Annotated in this window: 20 protein-coding genes and 1 tRNA gene; 10 read left to right on the forward strand and 11 right to left on the reverse strand. The window is 60.8% G+C overall.

What is annotated here, in order from left to right:
* Positions 1-62: 62 nt before the first annotated feature.
* Positions 63-377, reverse strand: coding sequence for an FtsB family cell division protein (locus ACT6QG_RS04775; RefSeq protein ID WP_444976436.1), 315 nt, complete (start codon positions 375-377; stop codon positions 63-65).
* A gap of 261 nt (positions 378-638) precedes the next feature.
* Here ACT6QG_RS04775 and ACT6QG_RS04780 point away from each other — a divergent pair, with 261 nt between their 5' ends.
* A complete protein-coding gene (locus ACT6QG_RS04780) occupies positions 639-1,217 on the forward strand; it encodes a flavodoxin family protein (protein WP_444976437.1) in 579 nt (192 codons plus the stop codon).
* Between the two features lie 90 nt (positions 1,218-1,307).
* On the opposite strand, the gene parC is transcribed toward ACT6QG_RS04780, so the two are convergent.
* The 5 genes from parC to secG all read right to left on the reverse strand — a co-directional run bounded on the left by parC (position 1,308) and on the right by secG (position 8,031).
* Positions 1,308-3,545 (reverse strand): DNA topoisomerase IV subunit A, encoded by a 2,238-nt coding sequence (gene parC, locus ACT6QG_RS04785; protein ID WP_444976438.1) that lies wholly within the window; start codon positions 3,543-3,545, stop codon positions 1,308-1,310.
* 90 nt (positions 3,546-3,635) lie between these two features.
* The gene (kdsA, locus tag ACT6QG_RS04790) at positions 3,636-4,502 is read right to left on the reverse strand and encodes a 3-deoxy-8-phosphooctulonate synthase (RefSeq protein WP_444976439.1); all 867 of its coding nucleotides are present in this window, start codon (positions 4,500-4,502) and stop codon (positions 3,636-3,638) included.
* A 125-nt stretch (positions 4,503-4,627) separates the two neighbouring features.
* A complete protein-coding gene (locus tag ACT6QG_RS04795; protein WP_444976440.1) occupies positions 4,628-5,503 on the reverse strand; it encodes a VOC family protein in 876 nt (291 codons plus the stop codon).
* A 415-nt stretch (positions 5,504-5,918) separates the two neighbouring features.
* On the reverse strand, positions 5,919-7,547 hold the full coding sequence (pyrG, locus tag ACT6QG_RS04800) for a CTP synthase (RefSeq protein ID WP_444976441.1): 1,629 nt from the start codon (positions 7,545-7,547) through the stop codon (positions 5,919-5,921).
* A gap of 109 nt (positions 7,548-7,656) precedes the next feature.
* Complete coding sequence (gene secG / locus ACT6QG_RS04805) at positions 7,657-8,031, reverse strand: preprotein translocase subunit SecG (RefSeq protein WP_444976442.1); 375 nt, start codon at positions 8,029-8,031, stop codon at positions 7,657-7,659.
* A gap of 329 nt (positions 8,032-8,360) precedes the next feature.
* Here secG and rpmG point away from each other — a divergent pair, with 329 nt between their 5' ends.
* From rpmG to trhO, 3 genes are all read left to right on the forward strand, one after another.
* Positions 8,361-8,528, forward strand: coding sequence for a 50S ribosomal protein L33 (gene rpmG, locus ACT6QG_RS04810; RefSeq protein WP_444976443.1), 168 nt, complete (start codon positions 8,361-8,363; stop codon positions 8,526-8,528).
* Positions 8,529-8,765: 237 nt separating this feature from the next.
* The gene (locus ACT6QG_RS04815) at positions 8,766-10,526 is read left to right on the forward strand and encodes a glycosyltransferase family 2 protein (protein ID WP_444976444.1); all 1,761 of its coding nucleotides are present in this window, start codon (positions 8,766-8,768) and stop codon (positions 10,524-10,526) included.
* A 68-nt stretch (positions 10,527-10,594) separates the two neighbouring features.
* On the forward strand, positions 10,595-11,581 hold the full coding sequence (gene trhO, locus ACT6QG_RS04820; RefSeq protein WP_444976445.1) for an oxygen-dependent tRNA uridine(34) hydroxylase TrhO: 987 nt from the start codon (positions 10,595-10,597) through the stop codon (positions 11,579-11,581).
* 18 nt (positions 11,582-11,599) lie between these two features.
* Here the strand turns inward: trhO and ACT6QG_RS04825 are convergent, their stop codons facing one another.
* Positions 11,600-12,460 (reverse strand): EipB family protein, encoded by an 861-nt coding sequence (locus ACT6QG_RS04825; protein ID WP_444976446.1) that lies wholly within the window; start codon positions 12,458-12,460, stop codon positions 11,600-11,602.
* 134 nt (positions 12,461-12,594) lie between these two features.
* On the opposite strand from ACT6QG_RS04825, the gene ACT6QG_RS04830 reads away from it, so the two are divergent.
* Together ACT6QG_RS04830 and ACT6QG_RS04835 are read left to right on the forward strand one after the other, a co-directional pair.
* Positions 12,595-13,059 (forward strand): RidA family protein, encoded by a 465-nt coding sequence (locus ACT6QG_RS04830; RefSeq protein ID WP_444976447.1) that lies wholly within the window; start codon positions 12,595-12,597, stop codon positions 13,057-13,059.
* A gap of 11 nt (positions 13,060-13,070) precedes the next feature.
* Entirely contained in the window at positions 13,071-14,249 is a 1,179-nt protein-coding gene (locus tag ACT6QG_RS04835) for a GNAT family N-acetyltransferase (protein ID WP_444976448.1), read from the forward strand.
* Positions 14,250-14,568: 319 nt separating this feature from the next.
* Here ACT6QG_RS04835 and ACT6QG_RS04840 read toward each other — a convergent pair whose 3' ends face one another.
* Positions 14,569-14,937 carry a response regulator gene (locus ACT6QG_RS04840; RefSeq protein ID WP_444976449.1) on the reverse strand — a complete coding sequence of 123 codons (369 nt, stop codon included), beginning with the start codon at positions 14,935-14,937 and terminating at the stop codon, positions 14,569-14,571.
* A gap of 86 nt (positions 14,938-15,023) precedes the next feature.
* Between ACT6QG_RS04840 and ACT6QG_RS04845 the strand changes: the two genes are divergently transcribed.
* The 4 genes from ACT6QG_RS04845 (at position 15,024) to ACT6QG_RS04860 (ending at position 18,490) form a co-directional block, all read left to right on the forward strand.
* A complete protein-coding gene (locus tag ACT6QG_RS04845) occupies positions 15,024-15,350 on the forward strand; it encodes a DUF3572 domain-containing protein (RefSeq protein ID WP_444976450.1) in 327 nt (108 codons plus the stop codon).
* Positions 15,351-15,384: 34 nt separating this feature from the next.
* Entirely contained in the window at positions 15,385-16,677 is a 1,293-nt protein-coding gene (locus ACT6QG_RS04850; RefSeq protein WP_444976508.1) for a DNA polymerase IV, read from the forward strand.
* A gap of 132 nt (positions 16,678-16,809) precedes the next feature.
* On the forward strand, positions 16,810-18,117 hold the full coding sequence (gene purB, locus ACT6QG_RS04855) for an adenylosuccinate lyase (protein ID WP_444976451.1): 1,308 nt from the start codon (positions 16,810-16,812) through the stop codon (positions 18,115-18,117).
* 296 nt (positions 18,118-18,413) lie between these two features.
* A tRNA-His gene (locus tag ACT6QG_RS04860) sits at positions 18,414-18,490 on the forward strand.
* A gap of 141 nt (positions 18,491-18,631) precedes the next feature.
* Here ACT6QG_RS04860 and ACT6QG_RS04865 read toward each other — a convergent pair.
* The 3 genes from ACT6QG_RS04865 to ACT6QG_RS04875 all read right to left on the reverse strand — a co-directional run bounded on the left by ACT6QG_RS04865 (position 18,632) and on the right by ACT6QG_RS04875 (position 21,797).
* Complete coding sequence (locus ACT6QG_RS04865; RefSeq protein WP_444976452.1) at positions 18,632-19,408, reverse strand: SGNH/GDSL hydrolase family protein; 777 nt, start codon at positions 19,406-19,408, stop codon at positions 18,632-18,634.
* Between the two features lie 145 nt (positions 19,409-19,553).
* Positions 19,554-20,300, reverse strand: a complete 747-nt coding sequence (locus ACT6QG_RS04870; protein WP_444976453.1) for a DUF2497 domain-containing protein — start codon at positions 20,298-20,300, stop codon at positions 19,554-19,556.
* Positions 20,301-20,408: 108 nt separating this feature from the next.
* Positions 20,409-21,797 carry a TolC family outer membrane protein gene (locus ACT6QG_RS04875; RefSeq protein WP_444976454.1) on the reverse strand — a complete coding sequence of 463 codons (1,389 nt, stop codon included), beginning with the start codon at positions 21,795-21,797 and terminating at the stop codon, positions 20,409-20,411.
* Between the last annotated feature and the right edge of the window lie 64 nt (positions 21,798-21,861).

The raw sequence follows: 21,861 nt of genomic DNA on the forward strand, positions 1-21,861 counted from the left end.
AGCTTGATTTTAAACGAATGAACCCAAATATGGTTCATGTGTATGATGAACTATTTTCCAGTTCAATTGTTGCGTAGCAACACAATGTCATTTGGATGAATGAAATTCAGCAGCCGCCGCCCCTGCTCATCCAGCATGTCGGGATCGAGTCGGCTCGCAGCCAGAAGGGAGACCTTGTGCTCGATGGAGGTGCGCTGCGCGCGCAGGTCTGCCAGCTCCGCCTCAAGCTGCTTCAGCTCATTCTCATAGTTGCGTTTTGCCACGAGCCCGTGATCACCCGTATAGGCGTGATAGGCAAAATAGCCGATGAGGGCCGCCGCTCCCAGATGGAGGGTCAGCGTGGCCAGTATGGTGCGGAGGCGAGAGCGGCTTTGCATGCCTGACACTCTAGGCTGCTTCGGTTTCTGTCCTGTTAAAAACCGCGCGCCACGGGTCGGGGGGACATGTCGAAACCGGCGATTTCAGACGCGGGGTGCATGAACCCATCGTCATTGCAGAAATGCACTTGAGGCTTGCGAAATCTGGCATGGCACTCTTCCCGAATGCAAGGCACAAAGGAGGGGAAAGCTGTTTCTCGCACGGCATGCCAACCGCGCGATGAATATCCTTGCAGCCAGATCTTTTTGGGGAGACCTCCCATGACAAAGCCTGTCGTCGCCATCGTCTATCACTCGGGTTATGGACATACAAAAGTGCAGGCGGAGGCCGTTCTTGCAGGCATCCGCGAAGTCTCCGGCGTCGAGGGACTTCTGGTTCAGGCCGAAAAGGTGGATGAGCACTGGGAGCAGCTGGATGAGGCTGCCGCCATCATTTTCGGCTCCCCCGTCTATATGGGCAATGTCGCGGCGGCATTTCAGACCTTTGCCGAGAAAAGCTCCAAGCGCTGGTTTGAAAGCAAGTGGAGGGACAAGCTTGCCGCAGGCTTCGTCAATTCCGGCAGCCAGAATGGCGACAAGGTACAGGCACTGAATGCCCTTTTCACCCTCTCCCAGCAGCATGGCATGATCTGGGTTGGCCTCGGCCTGATGCCGGGGAACAACAATTCAGCCGGCTCAGTGAATGACCTCAACCGTCTGGGCAGCTTTTCCGGGGCATTTGCCCAGTCCAATGTCGATCAGGGGGCCGATATTGTGCCGCCGGAGGCAGATCAGCGCACGGCCGCCCATCTTGGCAAGCGCGTCGCTGAAGCGGCCCTGCGCTGGACCCGTGGCGCCTGACCTCCTGGCCAGATGGACAAAATGAAAAAGCGCGCTCCACATGAGAGCGCGCTTTTTTCTTCATCAGCCAGCCTTGCTGTAGACGATCACTCAGGAAAACCTGTTGGTGCGGGGGAAACCCTTCGGTGGCATACGCCCGGCTGCGGCACGCTCACCCTGCCACTCCAGAAGTTCTGTCACCGTCCATGTGCGCCCGGATGTATCCTCCCAGGTCAGCCCATCGCTCAAGGTGAACAGCTTGAGATCCGAAAGCCCACCATCGCGATAGCGCTGGAGACGCACACCGCGTCCGCGCGTCAGCTCCGGCACCTGGGAAAGCGGGAACAGCAACAGTTTGCGATTTTCGCCAATGATTGCAACCGTATCGCCTTCCACGATGCGGACAACCTGCAAGGCATCCGGGGCATCCACCAGCAGCACCTGCTTGCCCTTGCGGGTATTGGCGATGCAATCATCCTCGCCCACCACGAAGCCCCTGCCCTGCCGTGAGGCAACCAGCAGCTTGCGGCCGGCCTGATGCGGGAAGATCGAGACGATCTCGATCTCCTGCTCCAGATCGATCATCATCCGCACCGGCTCGCCATGTCCGCGGCCGCCCGGAAGCCTGGAGGCATCAAGCGTGTAGAAACGCCCGTTTGAAGCACACAGGATAAGGCGGGATGTCGTTTCGGCAAAGAAGGCATGCCCCAGCGCGTCATCCGTCTTGAACTGGAGGCTGGAGAGATCCTGCACATGCCCCTTGAGGGTGCGGATCCAGCCTTTTTGCGAGACGACAACCGTAATCGGCTCACGCTCCACCAGTGCCTCGGTAAAGGCTTCCTCGCCAAATTCCGGCACGCCGGCAAAGGTGGTGCGCCGCTTGCCAAGGGCGGTTTCCGGGCCATAGGTCTTGCGCGTTTCGCGGATTTCCTTGCCAATCGCCTTCCATTGCGCGGCCTCGGAGGCCACCAGCTTGTTCAGGCCATCCTGCTCCTTGCTCAGCGCATCATGTTCCTTGCGGATTTCCATTTCCTCAAGGCGGCGCAGGGAGCGCAGACGCATATTAAGGATGGCCTCCGCCTGCACATCGCTCAGGCCGAAGGCGCGCATCAGCTCTGCCTTGGGCTCATCCTCCTCGCGGATGATTCGGATGACCTCATCAAGATTGAGATAGGCGATGAGATAACCGCCCAGCACTTCCAGCCGATGCGCAATCTTTTCGAGGCGGTAGCGGGAGCGGCGCAGCAGCACCTCGCGCCGGTGATCGAGCCACTCGCGCAGGGCTTCGGCGAGCGAGAGCACCTTCGGCACCTGCCCGCGCACCAGCACGTTCATGTTCAGGGAAACCCGCGCCTCAAGCTCGGTCAGCTTGAACAGGCTTTCCATCAGCACCTCGGCATTCACCGTGCGGGCGCGCGGTTCCAGCACAAGGCGGATATCCTCGGCGCTTTCATCGCGCACATCGGCCAGAAGAGGCAGCTTCTTGTCTGTCAGCAGTTCGGCGATCTTCTCCACCAGACGGGACTTGGCCACGCCATAGGGGATCTCGGTCACCACCACCACATAACCGCCACGTCCGGCCTCTTCCTTATGCCAGCGTGAGCGCACGCGGAACGAGCCGCGCCCGGTGGCATAGGCTTCGGCAATGCCCACCGGGTCATCCACCAGAATGCCGCCCGTGGGAAAATCCGGCCCCGGCACAATGCGCAGAAGGTCCGCCGAAAGCGCATTGGGATGGTCGATCAGATGGAGGGCGGCATCCAGGAGCTCGGCGGCATTGTGCGGGGGAATGGAGGTGGCCATACCCACCGCAATGCCCTGCGAGCCATTTGCCAGAAGGTTCGGGAAAGCCGCCGGCAGCACCAGCGGCTCTTCTTCCGAGCCATCATAGGTGGGGCGGAAGTCCACCGCATTTTCATCGATGCCATCCAGCAGCAGACGCGCGGTCTCTGTCAGGCGGGCCTCGGTGTATCGCATTGCGGCAGCATTATCGCCGTCCACATTGCCGAAATTGCCCTGCCCGTCCACCAGCGGATAGCGCTGGGCAAATTCCTGCGCCAGACGGACAAGGGCATCATAAACGGACTGGTCTCCATGCGGGTGGAACTTGCCGATCACATCGCCCACCACACGGGCGGACTTCTTGAAGCCCTGCCCCGGGTCCAGCTTGAGCTGGCGCATGGCGTGGAGAATACGCCTGTGCACCGGCTTGAGGCCGTCGCGCGCATCGGGCAATGCGCGGTGCATGATGGTGGAAAGGGCATAGGCGAGGTAGCGCTCTTCAAGCGCTGCCTTCAGCTGCACGGTTTCGATATGACCGTCACCGGGAGGAGTCGTACGGGTTGCCATAGCTGCCAGTACCCCGCAAAAGCAATGGGAACAAGGCGCTTGTGCCCCTCAGGACAGAACTTCCCCGGCCCTTTCCCACCATGATCCCGTTCAGATGGTGACCGGATGCGCCTTCGCGACAGCATCGAACGCCTGAAGCATCTTCAGCAGCGCCTCCAGCTGGGCCAGCGGCACCATGTTCGGCCCATCAGAAGGTGCCTGATCCGGGTCCGGATGCGTTTCGATAAAGACGGCTGCCACACCAATGGACACCGCCGCACGCGCCAGAACCGGCACGAACTCCCGCTGCCCGCCCGATGAGGTGCCCTGCCCGCCCGGCTGCTGCACGGAATGTGTCGCATCAAAAACAACAGGCGCGCCCGTGGTCTTGGCCAGAATGGGCAGCGCCCTCATATCGGAAATGAGCGTGTTGTAGCCGAACGAGACCCCGCGCTCTGTCACCAGCACATGCGGGTTTCCGGCGCCTGTGAGCTTGGCGACGACATTCTTCATGTCCCATGGGGCCAGGAACTGCCCCTTCTTCACATTCACCACGCGGCCTGTCTGCGCCGCTGCCAGCAGCAGGTCCGTCTGGCGGCAGAGAAAGGCCGGAATCTGAAGTACATCGACCACTTCGGCGACAGGCGCGCAATGCTCGATTTCATGCACATCGGTCAGAACCGGCAGGCCCAGCTTCTCGCGTATTTCCGCAAACACAGGTATGGCTGCCTTCAGCCCCATGCCGCGCGCCGCATTGGCCGAGGTTCGATTCGCCTTATCGAAAGAGGTCTTGAAAATCAGCCCCATGCCGAGCCGCCGGGTGATCTCCTTCAGCGCTGCGGCCACCTCCAGCGCATGGTCGCGGCTTTCCATCTGGCAGGGGCCGGCAATCAATGCCAGAGGCAGGCTGTTGCCGATGCGAACGTCACCCACGGTAACGATCTGGTCCGGCTGTGAGATCGGCGTTGCGGCAGTCATGACCCTGGCTCATCTGTTCGGGAGGGAGCGCCACGCATAATGGCGGATTGTTCCATATTTGGGGCGAACCTGCACCGCGTGCACATTCGTCCCAAATATCTGATGATCTGTAAAATAGACTGGAATCAGCCTTCGCGCACCTGCTCGAAGACCAGCGTGGCGCCCATGGCAGCACGCGGCGGCACAACGATGATGCCTTCCACAGCTTCTTCCACCATGCGGCGGGCTTCAAGGGAGCGACGCAATTCAGCAATATTGGGGGTGGTGAAACGCACCGCCGCAATGTGGAGCCCCTCGCCTTCCGGTGCCGGCACGCCATAGCGGTCGGTAAACAGGCCTCGGGTCATCACCTCGATTTCGCCACGGGGTGTCTGGGCGAGATACCAGTCATCGCGCGCGCGCAGAAGCGGCACGTCTGTCAGTGTGTTGAGGAAATCCTGATGGGACGCGGGCTCATCCGCAACCAGGCTCAGGCCCGCAAGCCCGGTGACGCCATTGGAATGACGCTGGAAATTCTCGGACCAGAAATTCTCGGGCCGGTGCTGGGTGCAGGTAAAGGCACCGAAATCCGGGGAGCGCGGATCATGGGCAAAGGCCAGCGAGAAGGATACCTCCACCTCCTCGCCATCTGAGCGGCGACCGAGGCGTGTGGCGTGAACCGTTTCGAAGCCACCAAAGCCGGCAGCATCAAACACTTCCTTTTCCGCGGCGGCATCGCTGCCCTCAAGCACCATCATCGACAGGCCTTCACCGCGCGCCTTGAAGAAATCGGCATTGAACCCGCCGAATGAGAATTTGCCTTCCTCGCGGGCGGGCAGCTTCTCGGGGTCTGTAATCTGCAAGAGCTCGATAAAGAAGCCCGGGGTCTGGATGATCCTGTTTGCTGTTCCCCATGGGTGAACATTGCGAACCCCCACCGTAAATCCGAGCAGGTCATAAACCTCCCCGGCCGCATCCAGATCACCAACAAGATGGACGACATGATCGAGGCCGCGTCTCATGAACTCTCCTTTTTCGCAAAAACCGGCTTCATGAGTGCAGAAGGCATGTGCCCAGCCGGGTCACCAGACCGCACAGACCATGAAGCCTGGTGCTGGCCCGTGCCTTGTGTGCGGCGCAGCAAAGCTCTCACGCGCATGCACATCCGGTGCGGGCACCGGGAGCTTAACGGCAAAAGGGCAATTTTGTGAAAAAGATTATCCCCTCATTCCGCACGCACCCCCACACAAGCGTCACATGACACACGCATGGGCGGGGCCACGCTTGAGAAGGCGAGTCAAATAACTGAAATAAAAAAGAATATGCAGCGCACATTCAACAATGTGACGCTGCATATCATCTGATGAGACGACTTCTAAAATTCACGCATCATCTGGTTTTCCTTCATTCCGAAGGGGAAACCGGACGCTGAACTCATCACACAAGGCGACTCTGCACCATCGCCGCCTTCACGAATGACGCGAAGAGCGGATGCGGTTCAAACGGGCGCGACCGCAGCTCCGGGTGGAACTGAACGCCAATGAACCACGGATGGTCGCGATACTCGACAATCTCCGGCAGCAGGCCATCGGGAGACATGCCGGAGAATTTCAGGCCATGCGCCTCAAGCCGCTCGCGATAGGCGGTGTTGACCTCGTAGCGATGACGATGACGCTCGGAAATCCGGGTGCGGCCATAGATATCCGCCACCCGGCTGCCCTCTTCCAACTGTGCCGGGAAAGCCCCGAGCCGCATGGTGCCACCCAGATCCCCCTGCGCGGAACGGCGCTGAAGCTCCTCGCCCTGCACCCATTCCGTCAGCAGACCCACGATCGGCTCATCCGTCGGACCGAACTCGGTGGAATCAGCATTCTGGATGCCGGCAAGATTGCGGGCGGCCTCGATCACGGCCATCTGCATGCCAAAGCAGATTCCCAGATAGGGAACCTCCCGCTCACGGGCAAAGCGGGCTGCGCGAATCTTGCCCTCCGCGCCACGCTTGCCGAATCCGCCCGGAACAAGAATGCCGTGGACATGATCCAGGAAGGGCGCGGGGTCCTCGCGCTCGAAGGTCTCACTCTCGATCCAGTCGAGATTGACCTTCACCTGATTGGCGATTCCGCCATGGGCGAGCGCCTCGATCAGGGACTTATAGGCATCCTTCAACCCGGTATATTTGCCAACGATGGCAATGGTGACCTCACCTTCCGGGTTGCGCACGCGCGACTCGATATTGGTCCAGCGGCTCAGATTCGGTGCGGGCGCAGGCTCGATATTGAAGGCGGCCAGCACTTCGCGGTCCAGCCCTTCCGCATGGTAGGCTGAAGGCACCGCATAGATATTGTCCACATCGCGCGCATCGATGACAGCGCTCTCGCGGACATTGCAGAAGAGTGAGAGCTTGCGGCGCTCTTCGCGCGGAATCTCGCGGTCTGTCCGGCACAGCAGGATGTCCGGCGTGATTCCGATGGAGCGCAATTCCTTCACCGAATGCTGAGTCGGCTTGGTCTTCAGCTCGCCGGCGGAGGGAATATAGGGCATGAGGGTGAGGTGGATGAAAATGGCATGTCCGCGCGGAAGCTCGTTCTTGAGCTGGCGGGTCGCCTCGAAGAAGGGCAGCCCTTCAATATCGCCAACCGTGCCGCCCACCTCGACCAGCACGAAATCGTAACCCTCATTGCCATCAAGAACGAAATCCTTGATCGCATTGGTGACATGCGGAATCACCTGAACGGTGGCGCCCAGATAGTCGCCACGACGCTCCTTGGTGAGGATGTCCATATAGATGCGGCCGGTGGTGATGTTATCCTGCCGGGTGGCCGGACGACCGGTGAACCGCTCGTAATGGCCGAGATCAAGATCTGTCTCCGCACCATCATCCGTAACGAAGACCTCACCATGCTGATACGGGCTCATCGTGCCCGGATCGACATTCAGATAGGGGTCCAGCTTGCGCAAGCGCACCGTGTATCCACGCGCCTGGAGCAGGGCGCCAAGAGCCGCGGAGGCCAGGCCCTTGCCCAGTGAAGACACGACGCCGCCGGTGATGAAGATATAGCGCGCCATGAACTGAACCTCACATCGATACAAACGCGACTCGGCGAGCCGAAGCCATTGAAGCTTCGCCTCGCCACTCAAATTTTATGCCGCGAACACGATGCCCGCGGCATGAAACTCACTGAGACTGCGGAACCTGCGGGCCGGCAGGCGGCTGTGCGCCACCCTGCGGCTGAATCTGGTCGAGAATCGTGCTGCCCGGCTGCAATGTCGCAGGTGCGCCCTGGGAGGGTGCGCCCGGCTGCAGAATGGATGTCGGCGAGCGATTCCACCCGGCTGACATCGTGAGCACCAGCGATGTGATGAAGAACAGCGCCGCGAGAATGGCCGTCGTGCGCGTCAGCACATTCGCGGAGCCACGCGCGCTGAAGAACCCGCCAGAGCTGTTTCCACCGCCCGCGCCAAGTCCACCGCCCTCGGAGCGCTGGATCAGCACCACGCCGATAAGCGCGAGCACCACCAATAGGTGAATGACTATCAGAACCGTCTGCATTGAATCCATCACGTTCACACCACAGGCGGAAAGCCGGGGTGCGCCAGTTGGGCGTCTCTACAACATCATACTTCAGGATGGAAGCCCGCTGCCCAAAGTTCACCCATGTCCACAACACAGGTGCCATGCGGACACTGATCCCCTTCCATGTATTATGGCGCTGTTTCCATCCGCATTCACATCTGCGTGGAAGAGGTCTGCCTTGACATCCAGCCCCTGTTAAGGCTACTTCGCGCTCCACGAGCGGCCGCTTTGGCAGCGCGTCCGTATTTCTATTTTATGACCGAGAAGGCCGCGCGCCGCACAAGCGGGCCCAAGGAATTAAGAACATGGCCAAGGCTGCAACCATCAAGATCAAGCTCCTGTCCACCGCGGACACCGGCTCGTTCTACGTGACCAAGAAGAACTCTCGCACCAAGACCGACAAGATCGTGCTCAAGAAGTATGATCCGGTCATCCGCAAGCATGTGGAATTCCGCGAGACCAAGATCAAGTGACGGGTGCGACGCCCAGCGTCGCACGTCTTGATCGACCATACCGCCCTTCTGGGTTGGGTACAGAACAAGAAGGCGCCATCCGGCGCCTTTCTTTTTAGGCCGGGTACGGATGCACCGTCCTGCCGGTTGGTATAGTATTGCAGCCATGATCATGTTCTGTCCGATATGGACCCGAAACAGTGCGGATGACGCATGCAATCGTTAAAGCTCCGCCTGCAGGCCTTCTGGCGGCATCCTTTGAGCAAGTTCAAGAGGGATGCGTTCAACCGGAATGATTATGCCCTCTGGCTGAAGCACTATGCCAGGCTTGATGACACGCATCGCGAACTGATCCGCTCACAGATATCCGGCTGGGAATCGCCCCCTCTCCTCTCCGTCATCATGCCGGTCTACAATGCCGATATCCGGTATCTGCGGCAGGCGATTGATTCCGTGCGCCGGCAGCTCTACCCGCGCTGGCAGCTCTGCATCGCCGATGACTGCTCCACCCATGCCGATATCCGCCCGGTTCTGGAGGAATATGCGGCGGCGGATTCGCGCATTCAGGTGGTGTATCGCCCGGAAAACGGCCACATCTCGCTGGCTTCAAACTCCGCCATCGAACTGGCCACAGGCGAGTGGATCGCCCTGCTGGATCAGGATGACCTGCTGACGGAAGACGCTCTCTTCTATGTGGCCCGTGCCATCATCGCCCAGCCCGATGTGCAGCTCATCTATTCGGATGAAGACAAGATCCGGGACAATGGCCAGCGTTACGATCCGGGCTTCAAGCCGGACTGGAACCCGGATTTTCTGCGCGGGCTGAATATCATTTCCCATCTGGGCGTCTACCGCACATCCCGGGTGCGGGCGCTTGGCGGTTTCCGCAAGGGATATGAGGGCGCGCAGGACCATGATCTCGCGCTGCGCTATACGGAAGACCTGCCCGCCGGCTCCATCTGCCACATTCCGCGGGTGCTTTACCATTGGCGCAGCCATAAGGGCAGCACCGCGCAGAAGGGCAGCAACAAGAACTATGCCTCCAGCGCCGGGCAACGGGCCATTCAGGACCATCTTGCACGCACCCATGTGCAGGGTGATGTCGAGGTCATATCCGATGGGGTGTACCGTATCCGGTACCATCTCCCGCAGAACCCGCCTCTGGTGAGCCTGATCATTCCCACCCGGAATGGTCTGGCCCTGACCCGCCAATGCATCAGTTCGATTCTGGAAAAGACCACTTATCCGAATTACGAGATCCTGCTTGTCGACAACAATTCGGATGATCCGGCAACGCTGCGCTACTTCGAATCCCTTCAGGGCCATCCCCGCATCCGGGTCCTGAGGGATGAGCAGCCCTTCAATTATTCCGCCATCAACAATGATGCCGTTCAGCATGCCCGGGGCGAAATCATTGGTCTGGTGAACAATGACATTGAGGTGATTGCGCCGGACTGGCTGAGCGAAATGGTGAGCCTTGCCATTCAGCCCGGCGTGGGTGCTGTCGGCGCGCGGCTTCTGTACCCGGATGGGCGCCTGCAACATGGCGGCGTTCTGCTGGGCCTTGGAGGGGTTGCCGGGCACGCGCACAAATTCCTCAAGCGCAAGTCAAACGGATATATGAAGCGCGCCAGACTCACACATGCGCTGACAGCCGTCACGGCCGCATGCCTCATCGTGCGCAAGAGCATTTATGAATCCGTGGGCGGGCTTGATGCCGAGCATCTGAAGATCGCCTTCAATGATGTCGATTTCTGCCTGAGAGTGCATGCCGCAGGCTATCGGAACATCTGGACCCCCCATGCGGAGCTGTATCATCACGAGTCCGCCACGCGGGGGCGCGAGGATACGCCGGAGAAGCAGAAGCGCTTTCTCGCCGAGATCGCCTTCATGGAAGAGCGCTGGGGTGACATGCTCGCCAAAGACCCGGCCTATAACCCCAACCTCACCCGGGACAGGGAGGATTTCTCCCTGGCCTGGCCCCCGCGCAATGACAGCGACCCGACCCTCGTCACCTGAAGGTCGGCGCCCCCGGCACCGGGAAGCGCGCTGTATGATTCCGGGAGAAATGAGGATATGGACCGGGCATGGAACAGGATCACCCCATAGTTGCAGTCCCGCATGAAAGGGATGACAGCGCACCGGTATGCGTGGCGGCGCTCTATCAGTTCACTCCCTTTGAGGATTGCGCCGCATTGCGCCCGCCGCTTGAGCGGATCTGCCGCGAGGGGGGCGTGAAAGGCACCCTTCTGCTGGCCGCGGAAGGCATCAACGGCACCATCGCCGGCCCGCGAAGCGGCATCCTGCGCGTTCTGGAACATATCCGCGCCCTGCCCGGCTGCGCCGGGCTGGATGTCAAGTTTTCCGGTGCTGAAGCCATGCCGTTCCACCGCATGAAGGTGCGGCTGAAGCGCGAGATCGTCACTCTGGGCGTGCCGGGGATTGATCCACTGGCCAGTGTTGGCACCTATGTTGCCCCGGAAGACTGGAACGCTCTCATCTCCGATCCGGATACGGTCGTGATCGATACCCGGAATGACTATGAGGTCGCGATCGGAACCTTCTCTGGCGCGATCAATCCGCAAACCAGCACCTTCCGCGAGTTTCCCTCATGGTTTCGGGAGCACCGCCAGGCCCTGCTGGAACAGGGCAGGCAACCGAAAGTGGCGATGTTCTGCACGGGTGGAATCCGCTGCGAAAAATCGACAGCATTCCTGAAAGGAGAAGGTGTTGAGGATGTCTTCCACCTCAAGGGCGGCATTCTGAAATATCTGGAGACGGTTCCCGAGGAAGAGAGTCTCTGGCAGGGCGAATGCTTTGTTTTCGATCAGCGCGTTTCGGTAGGACATGGACTGGAGCCGGGCTCTCACCTGCTCTGTCATGCCTGTCGCCGCCCTGTCTCGCAGGAAGACTGCGCCTCCCCCCTTTATGAGGAGGGTGTGAGCTGCCCGGCCTGCCATGGCGAGCGCAGCGACGAGCAACGCGCCAGTTATCGCGAACGCCACCGCCAGCAGATGCTGGCGGTGGAACGCGGCCAGACACATATTGGCGAGGTGTATCAGGGGGAGAAGTGACCCCCTGACACACCTTCTTCAGCATCCCTTGCGGCCGAGTGTCTCAAAGCCGGTCATCGTGCCCAATATGGCAAAGCGGCCATAATCTATCTTCAGCTTGCCCAGCACCCCATTCTCATAGAGCGCGAAGGACATGACATAGGCAGGCGTGTCATCGCTTCCGTTCTCATCGTAATAACTGACGATGACGGGATAGAAGGCCACCCCCTCCAGTGCGCTGGCCGCATCCTCGCTCAATCCCCGAGCGCTGGGGGCCTCCGTTGCCACGCCTGTCTGCTTGCGGCCGATCACGGCGAGGGACTGGTAAACCCGCTCGATGTCACTCGCCCCGTCATAGACCCGTGCGGAGAACTGGCGCTGGTCATCCCCCGCCGCGACCAGAATGCGGCGGACATGCTCTGTCGGCAGCAGCACATGCCCCTCAAGGCTGAATGTCCGCGCCTCCGGGCGGGTGACGCTGACCTCCAGAACCCCGCTTGCATCCCGCTCCACATCCGCCCCTATCTGCTTGCGGGGCGCATCGCTGGCTGTTGTGGTGCTGGTGAAACGATAGGCGCGGGCCGCGCCATCCTCCCAGGATGAGGCATGAACCTGCTGCCGGTTGGGAAGAGCGCCGGTGCTGATCTCGCTTGTCTGGCGCGTTTCGGTTTCATAGCCCGCGCACCGGTTGCCGGTGATGCGATAGTCGATCTTGCCGGCCACATAATCCACCTGCCCGCTCGGACGGGTGTCATCCAGACGCAGTTCATAGACGACATGATGGGGCAGCAGCTCCGGCAGCTGGGGAGATGAGGCAGTCTCCTGCGCCATTGCCGCCCCGAGAAGGCTCCACAGGGTCAGGCCCGCAATCACGCAATGCGCCGCACGTGCTGGCATCATTTTCTCTCCGCCCTCATTACGGCGCCGTGGCACTTTCATTCCCGTCATGTTCGCTTGCACCGGGCATCCGGTTCGGCGAAGAGTGTGTGACTTAAGAGAACCATATGGCAAACATGTGCCTCAAGGAGATTGTGATGACCTCTTCCGTGGAAAAGAAGCTGGCCGAACTGGGCATCACCCTGCCGCAGCCGGTGGCCCCGCTCGCCAATTATGTTCCCTTCACGCGCGTGGGCAACCTGCTGTTCATCTCCGGCCAGCTCCCGCGGGATGCGGACGGCAAGCTCATCACCGGCCATCTGGGTGCTGATGTCGATGTCACGACCGGACAGGCGGCGGCGAAGCTGTGTGCCATTCATCTGCTGGCTCAGGTGCGCGCGGCGATCGGCGATCTCGACAAGCTGGTGCGCGTCACCAAGCTCACCGCCTTTGTGAACTCCACACCTGATTTTTACGATCAGGCCAGCGTGGTCAATGGCTGCTCGGATTTCCTTGTGGAAGCTCTGGGCGACAAGGGGCGCCATGCCCGTTCGGCAGTCGGCATCGCCGCCCTGCCCCTGAATGCCGCGGTTGAAATCGAGGCGATCGTCCAAGTCGCCTGAGGTCATCAGAGGTGAGGGACCTGCGGATTCGCGTTCTGCCCGGCCTCGACGCCATCTCCCCCGCGGCATGGGATGCCTGTGCCGCGGGAGATGGCGTGCGGCCGGAGCCTTTTGTTTCACATGCCTTTCTCTCCGCACTGGAAGAAACCGGATGCGCCGCGCCGCGGACAGGCTGGCTGCCGCAGCATCTGCTTGTGGAGAGTGAAGAGGGAGAAGCGCTGGCCGCAGCGCCCGCTTATCTGAAGTCCCATTCCCGTGGTGAATATGTCTTCGACCATGGATGGGCCGATGCCTTTCAGCAGGCCGGTGGCGATTATTACCCCAAGCTCCAGATCGCGGTTCCCTTCACGCCTGTGACCGGCCGCAGATTGCTGGTGCGCGCGGGTGAGAAGGGCGAGGCGCGTGAAGCCGCACTGGTCCATGGGCTGAAAGAGCTTGTGCGCCTGCGGGGCGCATCATCGGCCCACATCACCTTCGCCACGCGCGAGGAGTGCCGGAATCTGGAGCAGCTGGGGTTTTTGCTGCGCATGGACAGGCAGTTCCACTGGGTGAATGCAGGCTATGCGGATTATGAGAGTTTTCTCGAAACACTCGCCTCCCGCAAGCGCAAGGCCCTGAGGAAAGAGCGCCGGGAGGCGCTCTCGCCCAGCATCCAGATAGAATGGCTCACCGGCTCCAGCCTGAGCGAAGAGGCGTGGGATGCCTTCTTCCATTTTTATCTGGATACAGGCAGCCGGAAATGGGGATCGCCCTATCTCAACCGGGCATTCTTTTTTCGCATCTGGGAGAGGATGGCGGACCGGATACTGCTGGTCATGGCCCGTCGGGCGGGGCGCTATATTGCTGGCGCTCTCAATTTCATCGGCGCGGAAACCCTGTATGGCCGCTACTGGGGGTGTATCGAGGCGCATCCCAGCCTCCATTTCGAGGTCTGCTACCATCAGGCCATTGATTTTGCGATTGCCCACGGCCTGAAAACCGTGGAGGCCGGCGCCCAAGGTGAACACAAGCTGGCGCGCGGCTATATGCCTGTTCCAACCTTTTCGGCGCACCATATCGAACATGGCGGATTACGCCGGGCCGTGGCGGATTATCTCGTCCACGAGCGGGCCTATATGGAGGAAGACGCCGCCCTCCTCGCCAGACTCGGCCCCTTCCGACGCGGCGAGCCTTTGCCCGAGCAGGACTGAACCTGCCGGCAGACGCAGTGGCGATGATCTGGAGAGCGGAATGGAAAAGAGGCTGGCCGATGGGTGGGACGGGGAGGCCTCCCGAAACCCGAACCCATCGGCCAAACCCTACGGACCCAGGAGATGCGGCGGACCTGAGCACTCCGCAGGGTTGTCTGAAACCGGAACACGTGTCCCATTCTGTGAAGAAAGACCATGGACATCAAATCCATAGGCCGGAACACGCAGAATATGCCCGCATCTGCGAGGCACCATATCCTAATGCGCAGCGAAGGAAAAGCACTGGAATGGCAGGCATGCATATACCGCCCGCCGGCCCTTATCCTCCGGTGAATTCGCGCACGGTTTCCAGAAATTTCATGACAGAGATGGGTTTGGAGAGATAAGCCTCGCACCCGCCGGCGCGAATCCGCTCCTCATCGCCCTTCATGGCGAAAGCTGTCACGGCGACAACGGGGATGACCTTCAGCTCCGGGTCCGCCTTCAGCTTGCGCGTTACATCCAGCCCGGAGATTTCCGGCAGCTGGATATCCATGATGATGAGATCTGGCCGGTGTGCGCGCGCCAGCTCCACCGCTTCGACACCGGAGCGGGTTTCCACCGTTTTATAGCCATGCGCCTCCAGAAGGTCGTGGAAGAGCTTCATGTTCAGCTCATTGTCTTCCACGATCATCACCGTTTTCGCCATGCCCCATCCTGCTCCATGCCCTTCGCAGCGCGCCTTGAACGTGCTGGAATGGAAACAGCTAGAGCCCAAACCTTGCGGAACAGCAAATGACTTTCAAAGATAAGCGAAAATCCGGTCTCGCCCAGCATGACGCCGCCCAGAATCTTGCCATCAGGGCATTATCTTACCTTGCGGCAGACCCTGACCATCTGGTGCGCTTTCTTGAAGAGACCGGACTCACCCCCGCAGGCCTGCGCGAGGCGGCGACACAGAAGGGATTCGCAGCCGGGATTCTGGCCTTCATTCTCGCGGATGAGCCCTTGCTGCTGGAGTTTGCCGCGCAACAGGGGCTGGACCCGCACCATGTCGTTGCGGCCCATGAACTGCTTTCACCCGGTTTTGACCCGGATGCTCCCGTACAACGCGCAGAATAAGCCTGAACCTGCCGCCTGATTCGGATAGCGCATGATGACCACACAGCCCCATGCCCTGCCCGGCTTCTGCCGTGATTGCCTGGCCGATGCCGGCCCCGGTCCGCGCTGCGTGCGGTGCGGCAGCCCCCGCATGGTGCGCCATGCTGAGATTGATACGCTCTGTCTGGCGCATGTGGATTGTGATGCCTTCTTCGCCTCCGTCGAAAAGCGCGACAATCCGGAGCTGGCGGATGTCCCGGTCATCATTGGCGGCGGCAAGCGCGGCGTTGTGGCCACCGCCTGCTACATTGCCCGCATTCATGGCGTCCGCTCCGCCATGCCCATGTTCAAGGCCCTGCAATTATGCCCCAAGGCGGTGGTGATCGCGCCGAATCTCGAAAAATACCGCAAGGCCGGCCGTGAGGTGCGGGCCATGATGCAGGCTCTGACCCCTCTGGTGGAACCGCTTTCCATTGACGAGGCGTTTCTGGACCTTTCCGGCACACAGGCCCTGCATGGCCAGCCTCCCTCCCGCACGCTGGCCCGCTTTGCGCTGGAGGTGGAGCGAGAGGTCGGAATCACTGTTTCTGTCGGGCTGGCCTCCAACAAGTTTCTGGCGAAAACAGCCTCGGATCTGGACAAGCCACGGGGCTTCTCGGTGCTCGGACAGAAAGAGGCGGCAGCTTTTCTCGCGCCACGGCCTGTCACCTTTCTGTGGGGGGTGGGCAAAGCCTTTGGCGATCGTCTCACCCGCGATGGCTTCAGCACGATTGGAGATCTCCAGCGCGCGGAGGCATCGGATCTCGCGCGGCGCTATGGTGCGGAAGGGCTGCGCATCTCCCGTCTTGCCCATGGTGTCGATCACCGCCCGGTGAAGCCGGAGCGGGTCGTCAAAAGCGTTTCTGCGGAAACCACTTTTGAGAGCGATATTGCGGATCTGCGCCCTCTGGAACAAACCCTGTACAAACTTGCAGAGGAAGTGAGCGCGCGGCTGAAGAAGGGCCAGATTGCCGGCCGCACCGTCACGCTCAAGCTGAAAAGCGCTGATTTCCGTCTGCGCACCCGCGCCCGCACGCTGGACAATTCCACCTGCCTTGCCAGCCGCATCTATGCCGAGGCGCATGATCTGCTGGTGCGTGAAACAGATGGCACCCGCTACCGCCTGCTTGGCGTTGGCGTCTCGGAGCTGGGGCCGGCAACGGATGCAGACCCCGCCGATCTGCTCGATGACGGGCTGGGGCGCCGAAAGGCCGCCGAGGCCGCCATGGATCTGCTGAAAGCCAAGTTCGGGCCGGATGCCGTCTCCCATGGCATCATGATCGGCGCACAGCGTCGAAAAGGGCGCTGAAACCTCCTGTGCGGCTAGAATCTGCCCTTCCCCATGGCCCTAAAACACCCCCTGCGCTACTCAACCGGGCCATGATCTGCTAGAGCGCACATGGCGTCTCTTCCTCTGGCGTCCCAATAAACGAGAGTGTCGATGATTCCGCGTTACAGCCGGCCGGAAATGGCCAATATCTGGTCCCCCGAAAGCCGCTTCCGCATCTGGTTCGAGATCGAGGCCTATGCAGCAGAAGCAATGGCGGAACTTGGCATCGTGCCCAAGGAAGCTGCTGCCAAGATCTGGGAACTCGGCTCGAAGGCGGAATTCAATATCGACCGGATCGATGAGATCGAGCTGGAAGTGAAGCACGATGTCATCGCCTTCCTGACGCATCTGGCCGAGTTTATTGGGCCGGAAGCCCGCTTCGTCCATCAGGGCATGACCTCCTCTGACGTGCTGGACACCTGCCTTGCCGTGCAGCTGGTGCGCGCGGCGGATCTGCTGATTGCGGATATCGATGCCCTGCTGAAGGTGCTGGAGCGTCGCGCTTTCGAGTTCAAGCTCACCCCCACCGTTGGCCGCTCCCACGGCATTCATGCCGAACCGACCACCTTTGGCCTGAAGCTGGCCATGGCGGCGGCTGAGTTCCAGCGCAATCGCGCCCGCCTTGTCGCCGCCCGTGAGGAAGTTGCGACCTGCGCCATTTCCGGCGCCGTGGGCACCTTCGCCCATATTGATCCCAGCGTTGAGGCCCATGTGGCCAGGAAGCTGGGCCTGCATGTGGAGCCCGTTTCCAGCCAGGTCATCCCGCGGGACCGGCACGCCATGTTCTTCGCCACGCTCGGCGTGGTGGCCTCCTCCGTGGAGCGGCTGGCCATCGAGGTGCGCCACCTGCAGCGGACCGAAGTGCTGGAAGCCGAAGAATATTTCTCCGAGGCCCAGAAGGGCTCCTCGGCCATGCCGCACAAGCGCAACCCCGTTCTCACCGAGAACCTCACCGGCCTTGCCCGCATGGTGCGCGCCTATGTGACGCCCGCGCTGGAGAATGTCGCCCTGTGGCATGAGCGGGACATCTCCCACTCCTCCGTCGAGCGCATGATCGGCCCGGATGCCACCGTGACACTCGACTTCGCCCTCGCCCGCCTCACCGGAGTGATGGACAAGCTGGTGGTGCATACCGACAACATGCAGAAGAACATGGACCGTCTGGGTGGCCTGATGCATTCCCAGCGCGTGCTTCTGGCGCTGACCCAGAAGGGGGCCAGCCGCGAGGATGCCTATCGTCTGGTACAGCGCAACGCCATGAAGGTGTGGCGTGGCGAAGGCGACTTCCAGAGCTTCCTTCTGGCTGATGCCGATGTGCGCAAATATCTGTCCGAGGACGACATCGCCGAGAAGTTCGATCTCGGCTACCACCTGAAGAATGTCGATACCATCTTCAGCCGGGTGTTTGGCCACGCCTGATTGCGTATCGCACGCATGCATATGAAATGGGCCCTTCCGGGGCCCATTTCTGTTTCAGCACCTTCAGGCATTGTGATGCGGGCGGAATGCCGCCTCCCCGTGGAAAAGAGCTGTCGCCAATGGCGCCGGCCTTGGCCAGAGCATTGGCCCGCCTTTAAAATCCCGGTTTGTGGAGAAGATGAGCCGGCCCGAGAAAATCATCCCGAAAGCCTGTGGAGACTTTGGCCTTCCCCACTTGCATTCGTCAAAAAGCCCGACTAAGTTCCCCCCTCACATTGAGGGCAACCTCAAGGGATGCAGGTGTAGCTCAGTTGGTTAGAGCGCCGGTCTGTGGAACCGGAGGTCGGTGGTTCAAGTCCACCCACCTGTACCATGTGACAGATACTGTTTTTCCAGAAATTATGAATCATTCCGGTCAGTTGCGCGAATGCGCGGCTGCTGAATGATCATCTATGACCTGGACGCGAGCTGCGGCCTGGATGCACGCTGGCGCGCAAAATTTCGCGCACCAGATTTAATGCAGCCCTATGCTGGCAGAGGGCGCGCGGGCGGCGGCATCGACCCGCTTCTGGCCCGGCTTCAGGCTTTCCAGAATACTGTCTCCCAGCAAGCGCGCCAGGCAGGCATAGCCCGCATCATTCATGTGGAAGCGATCCCATGCCAGAAGGCCGCGAAACCCTTCAGGATCGCGCGCGGCCATCTCCTTCATCATGGCATAGCGGGGCAGAACGGGCGTGCCATAGGCGCGTGCCGTCTCATTCACCGCACCGACAAACCCTTCATAACGGCGCACATTCACAATCAGCGGAAAATACTGCTGGTCGACAATGATGACAGGCACATCCGCGGCCTTCGCGGCGGCAAGCCCCTTGCTCACAATATCGGCCAGCCTCCGGGGCTGCCCGCCAAACACATAATCATTGGTGCCAACCTGCCAGATGATCAGATCCGGCTTGTCCGGTTGTGCCAGAAACGCATTCAGGCGTCGCAGGGTGGAGCCGCCGCGCTCGCCGGAGACACCGGCATTGATGACATGTACGGAAGGCGCGCCAAGAGCCGTGGAGAGATAGTGCGCCAACTGGGCGGGATAGCTCTTCTGCGGGCTGGAGGCTCCGAAACCGGCCGTGCTCGATGAGCCTATGGCCAGAACCGAAAGGGGCCGCCCCTCAGCAAGCGCACTCTGCGCTCTCTCCAGAACAGGGGCCGGTATGGGGCGCGTGGAAACCGGGCACGCACTTGCCTGAAAGGCTCCGGCGGCGGCAATCACCCCGGCCAGACATGTGATACGCACACTCTGCCCTGCCCTGTGGCGCGCAAAAGCACTGGTGCCCGACAAAAATCTTTTAAACATCGCCACCGCGATCAACAGGACAATTGGTATCCTGCTGATTCTGCCGCAAGGTCAGGCTCAAGGCAAGCCGGTGAATATCACCAGATCAGCGAATATTCGCCGTGACCCGCTGAATTTCGGCACGCACAAGCTGCTCGACAATGCCTGCCAGATTCTGGTCCAGCCATTCCTTGAGCATCGGCCGGAGAATCTCCTTCACGAGATCCTCAACCGTTCTCTCCTGCTGCGGCAGAACCAGATCTCCCAGAGACTGGAAAGCCGCCGCCACCGCGGCATCAACGGCCGGCGAAAGCAGATCTCGGCGCACGGGTGGATGCCGCGTTTCCGAAGGAGCGCCGGAAACAGAGGGCTTCACAGGCGCCTGAGGCTTCGGCCCGGATGAGGAGGACACCGTGCTGTTCATGGGAGCAACTCCTTGTGCCGGAGCACCCGGCTGAACCCCGGCCGGTGCAGTTGGGCGCTCAGCCATCACTTCGGGGGGCGTATTGCGAACAGTGGCAGACTGATACCGCGCCGCCTGTCTTGCCGGTTCACGCACAGGTGCCTGCGAGACATGGGGAGCAGTCCGCGAAGCACTGTCTATCGGCGCATATCGCGGTTCGCGCACCGCCTGCCTTTCAGGCTGAACAGGGGCGGGACGACCCTGCCCCCCCTTGCGACCCGCAACATGTGTTGCCGCCGCTACAGGCGCATGCGCCGGATAGGGTCTGGCGACCTGCGGCTGGCTCTGGACGACGTTTTCCGGGGCGAGTTCCTCATCCGCGATGATGCGCCGGATGGAATCCAGAATCTCATCAATCGACGGTTCCTTTGCCTTCGACTGGACTGGCATCGCGCACCCTCAATTGATCAGCACTCAGCCCGGCATGGCTCAATGCAAAGTCGGATCTGGTTTCCGGCACCCATATCACGGCCCATCATGGGCCGTGACGGGAGAGTATCACTGACCGTCCGGCGTGCGGACCCCTGCCCAGCTGTCACGCACCTGATTGTAGTGCACAACAGGATTATAATTGCGCACCTTCAGATTGAGCGAGGCAGCATCCATCCGGCCGATGGTCGCGACAAGGGAATAGGCCGCCACAACCCGGTCACGCTGCGCCACCACGAGAGAAGAGCGGGAGTTGGTCAGGTCACGCTGGGCGTTCAAGACGTCCGTCGTGGTGCGCTGACCCACACGCCATTCTTCACGGACACCCTGAAGGGCCAGCGTGTTGGCGGCAACAGCAGCCTGGGCGGCAGTGATCTGCGCCTTCGCGGCCTCAAGAGCCCCCCAATACTGGACGGCCTGGGCGCGAATGGTATCGCGGTTCACATCCACCTCGATCCGGGCCTGCGTGAGCAGTTCCTTGGTCTGGCGGATATTCGCGTACTCAACACCGCCCTGGTAGATCGGCACCGTCAGGTTCAGGGCCACAGCGGCATTACCCGTGCGCTGGGTGTTCATGTTGCTCTCATAGGACTGAGCAATCTGACCCTGCAGGCTCAGATTCGGCAGCAACGCACCTTCAGCAACCTTCACCTGGAAGAGCGAGGCATCCACAGCGAACTGCGAGGCCTTGATGGCCGGGTGAGAGGCAAGGCCGGCAGAAATGACCTGCCCGACATTCTTGGGAATCATCCGCTCGATCGAGCGGGGAAAGGAGAGCTTGCCCGGCTCAACGCCAATGACCTGCCTGTAGGCGGCCCGCGCCGAGCTGAGATTCGCCACGGCCTGGCTCACCCCATACTGCGCATCGGCAACCCGCGCCTCGGCCTGCGCCACGTCGGTACGGGTCACTTCACCCACATTGAAGCGGTCACGGGTGGCGCGCAATTCCTGCTCGAATGCGAGCAGGTTTTCATTCTGGAGGTCCAGCAGGGCAATAGCCTGAATGACGTTCATATAGACCGTCACACCCTGCAGGAGCACGATCTGCTCTGTATTGCGCAGGGTTTCGCGCGCACCGCGCACCTGCGATTCGGCCATCTCTGTCGAATTGGCGGTAACGAAACCGTCAAACAGATTCTGGGCAACTGTCAGGGCGAAAGAGCGGGGCCACGTGTTGGCGTAGGCATTGCCCTGTGTCGTACGTGCGTTCGTGGCATCAAACCCGGCAATGATCGAACCATTGACGACCGGGCGATAGCCAGAAAGTGCCATCGGCACATTCTCATCTGTCGCGCGGGTACCCGCGCGCTGGGCGTTCAGAGTCGGGTTGCTGACATAGGCCGTAGCCAGTGCAGCATCGAGCGGCTGAGCAGAAGCGTTGGCAACCGAAAGAGCAACCCCTCCAACACCTACCAGGAAGAGAGCGACGTTTCGACGAATGCTTGTCGCAAGCGACATCTAGATCTCCTGGACCGGCATAGAACAAAAGTGACGCGGCGCCCCCGTCGCGCAAGAACGGATG

The sequence above is a fragment of the Haloleucobacter ellipsoideus genome (assembly GCF_052491725.1).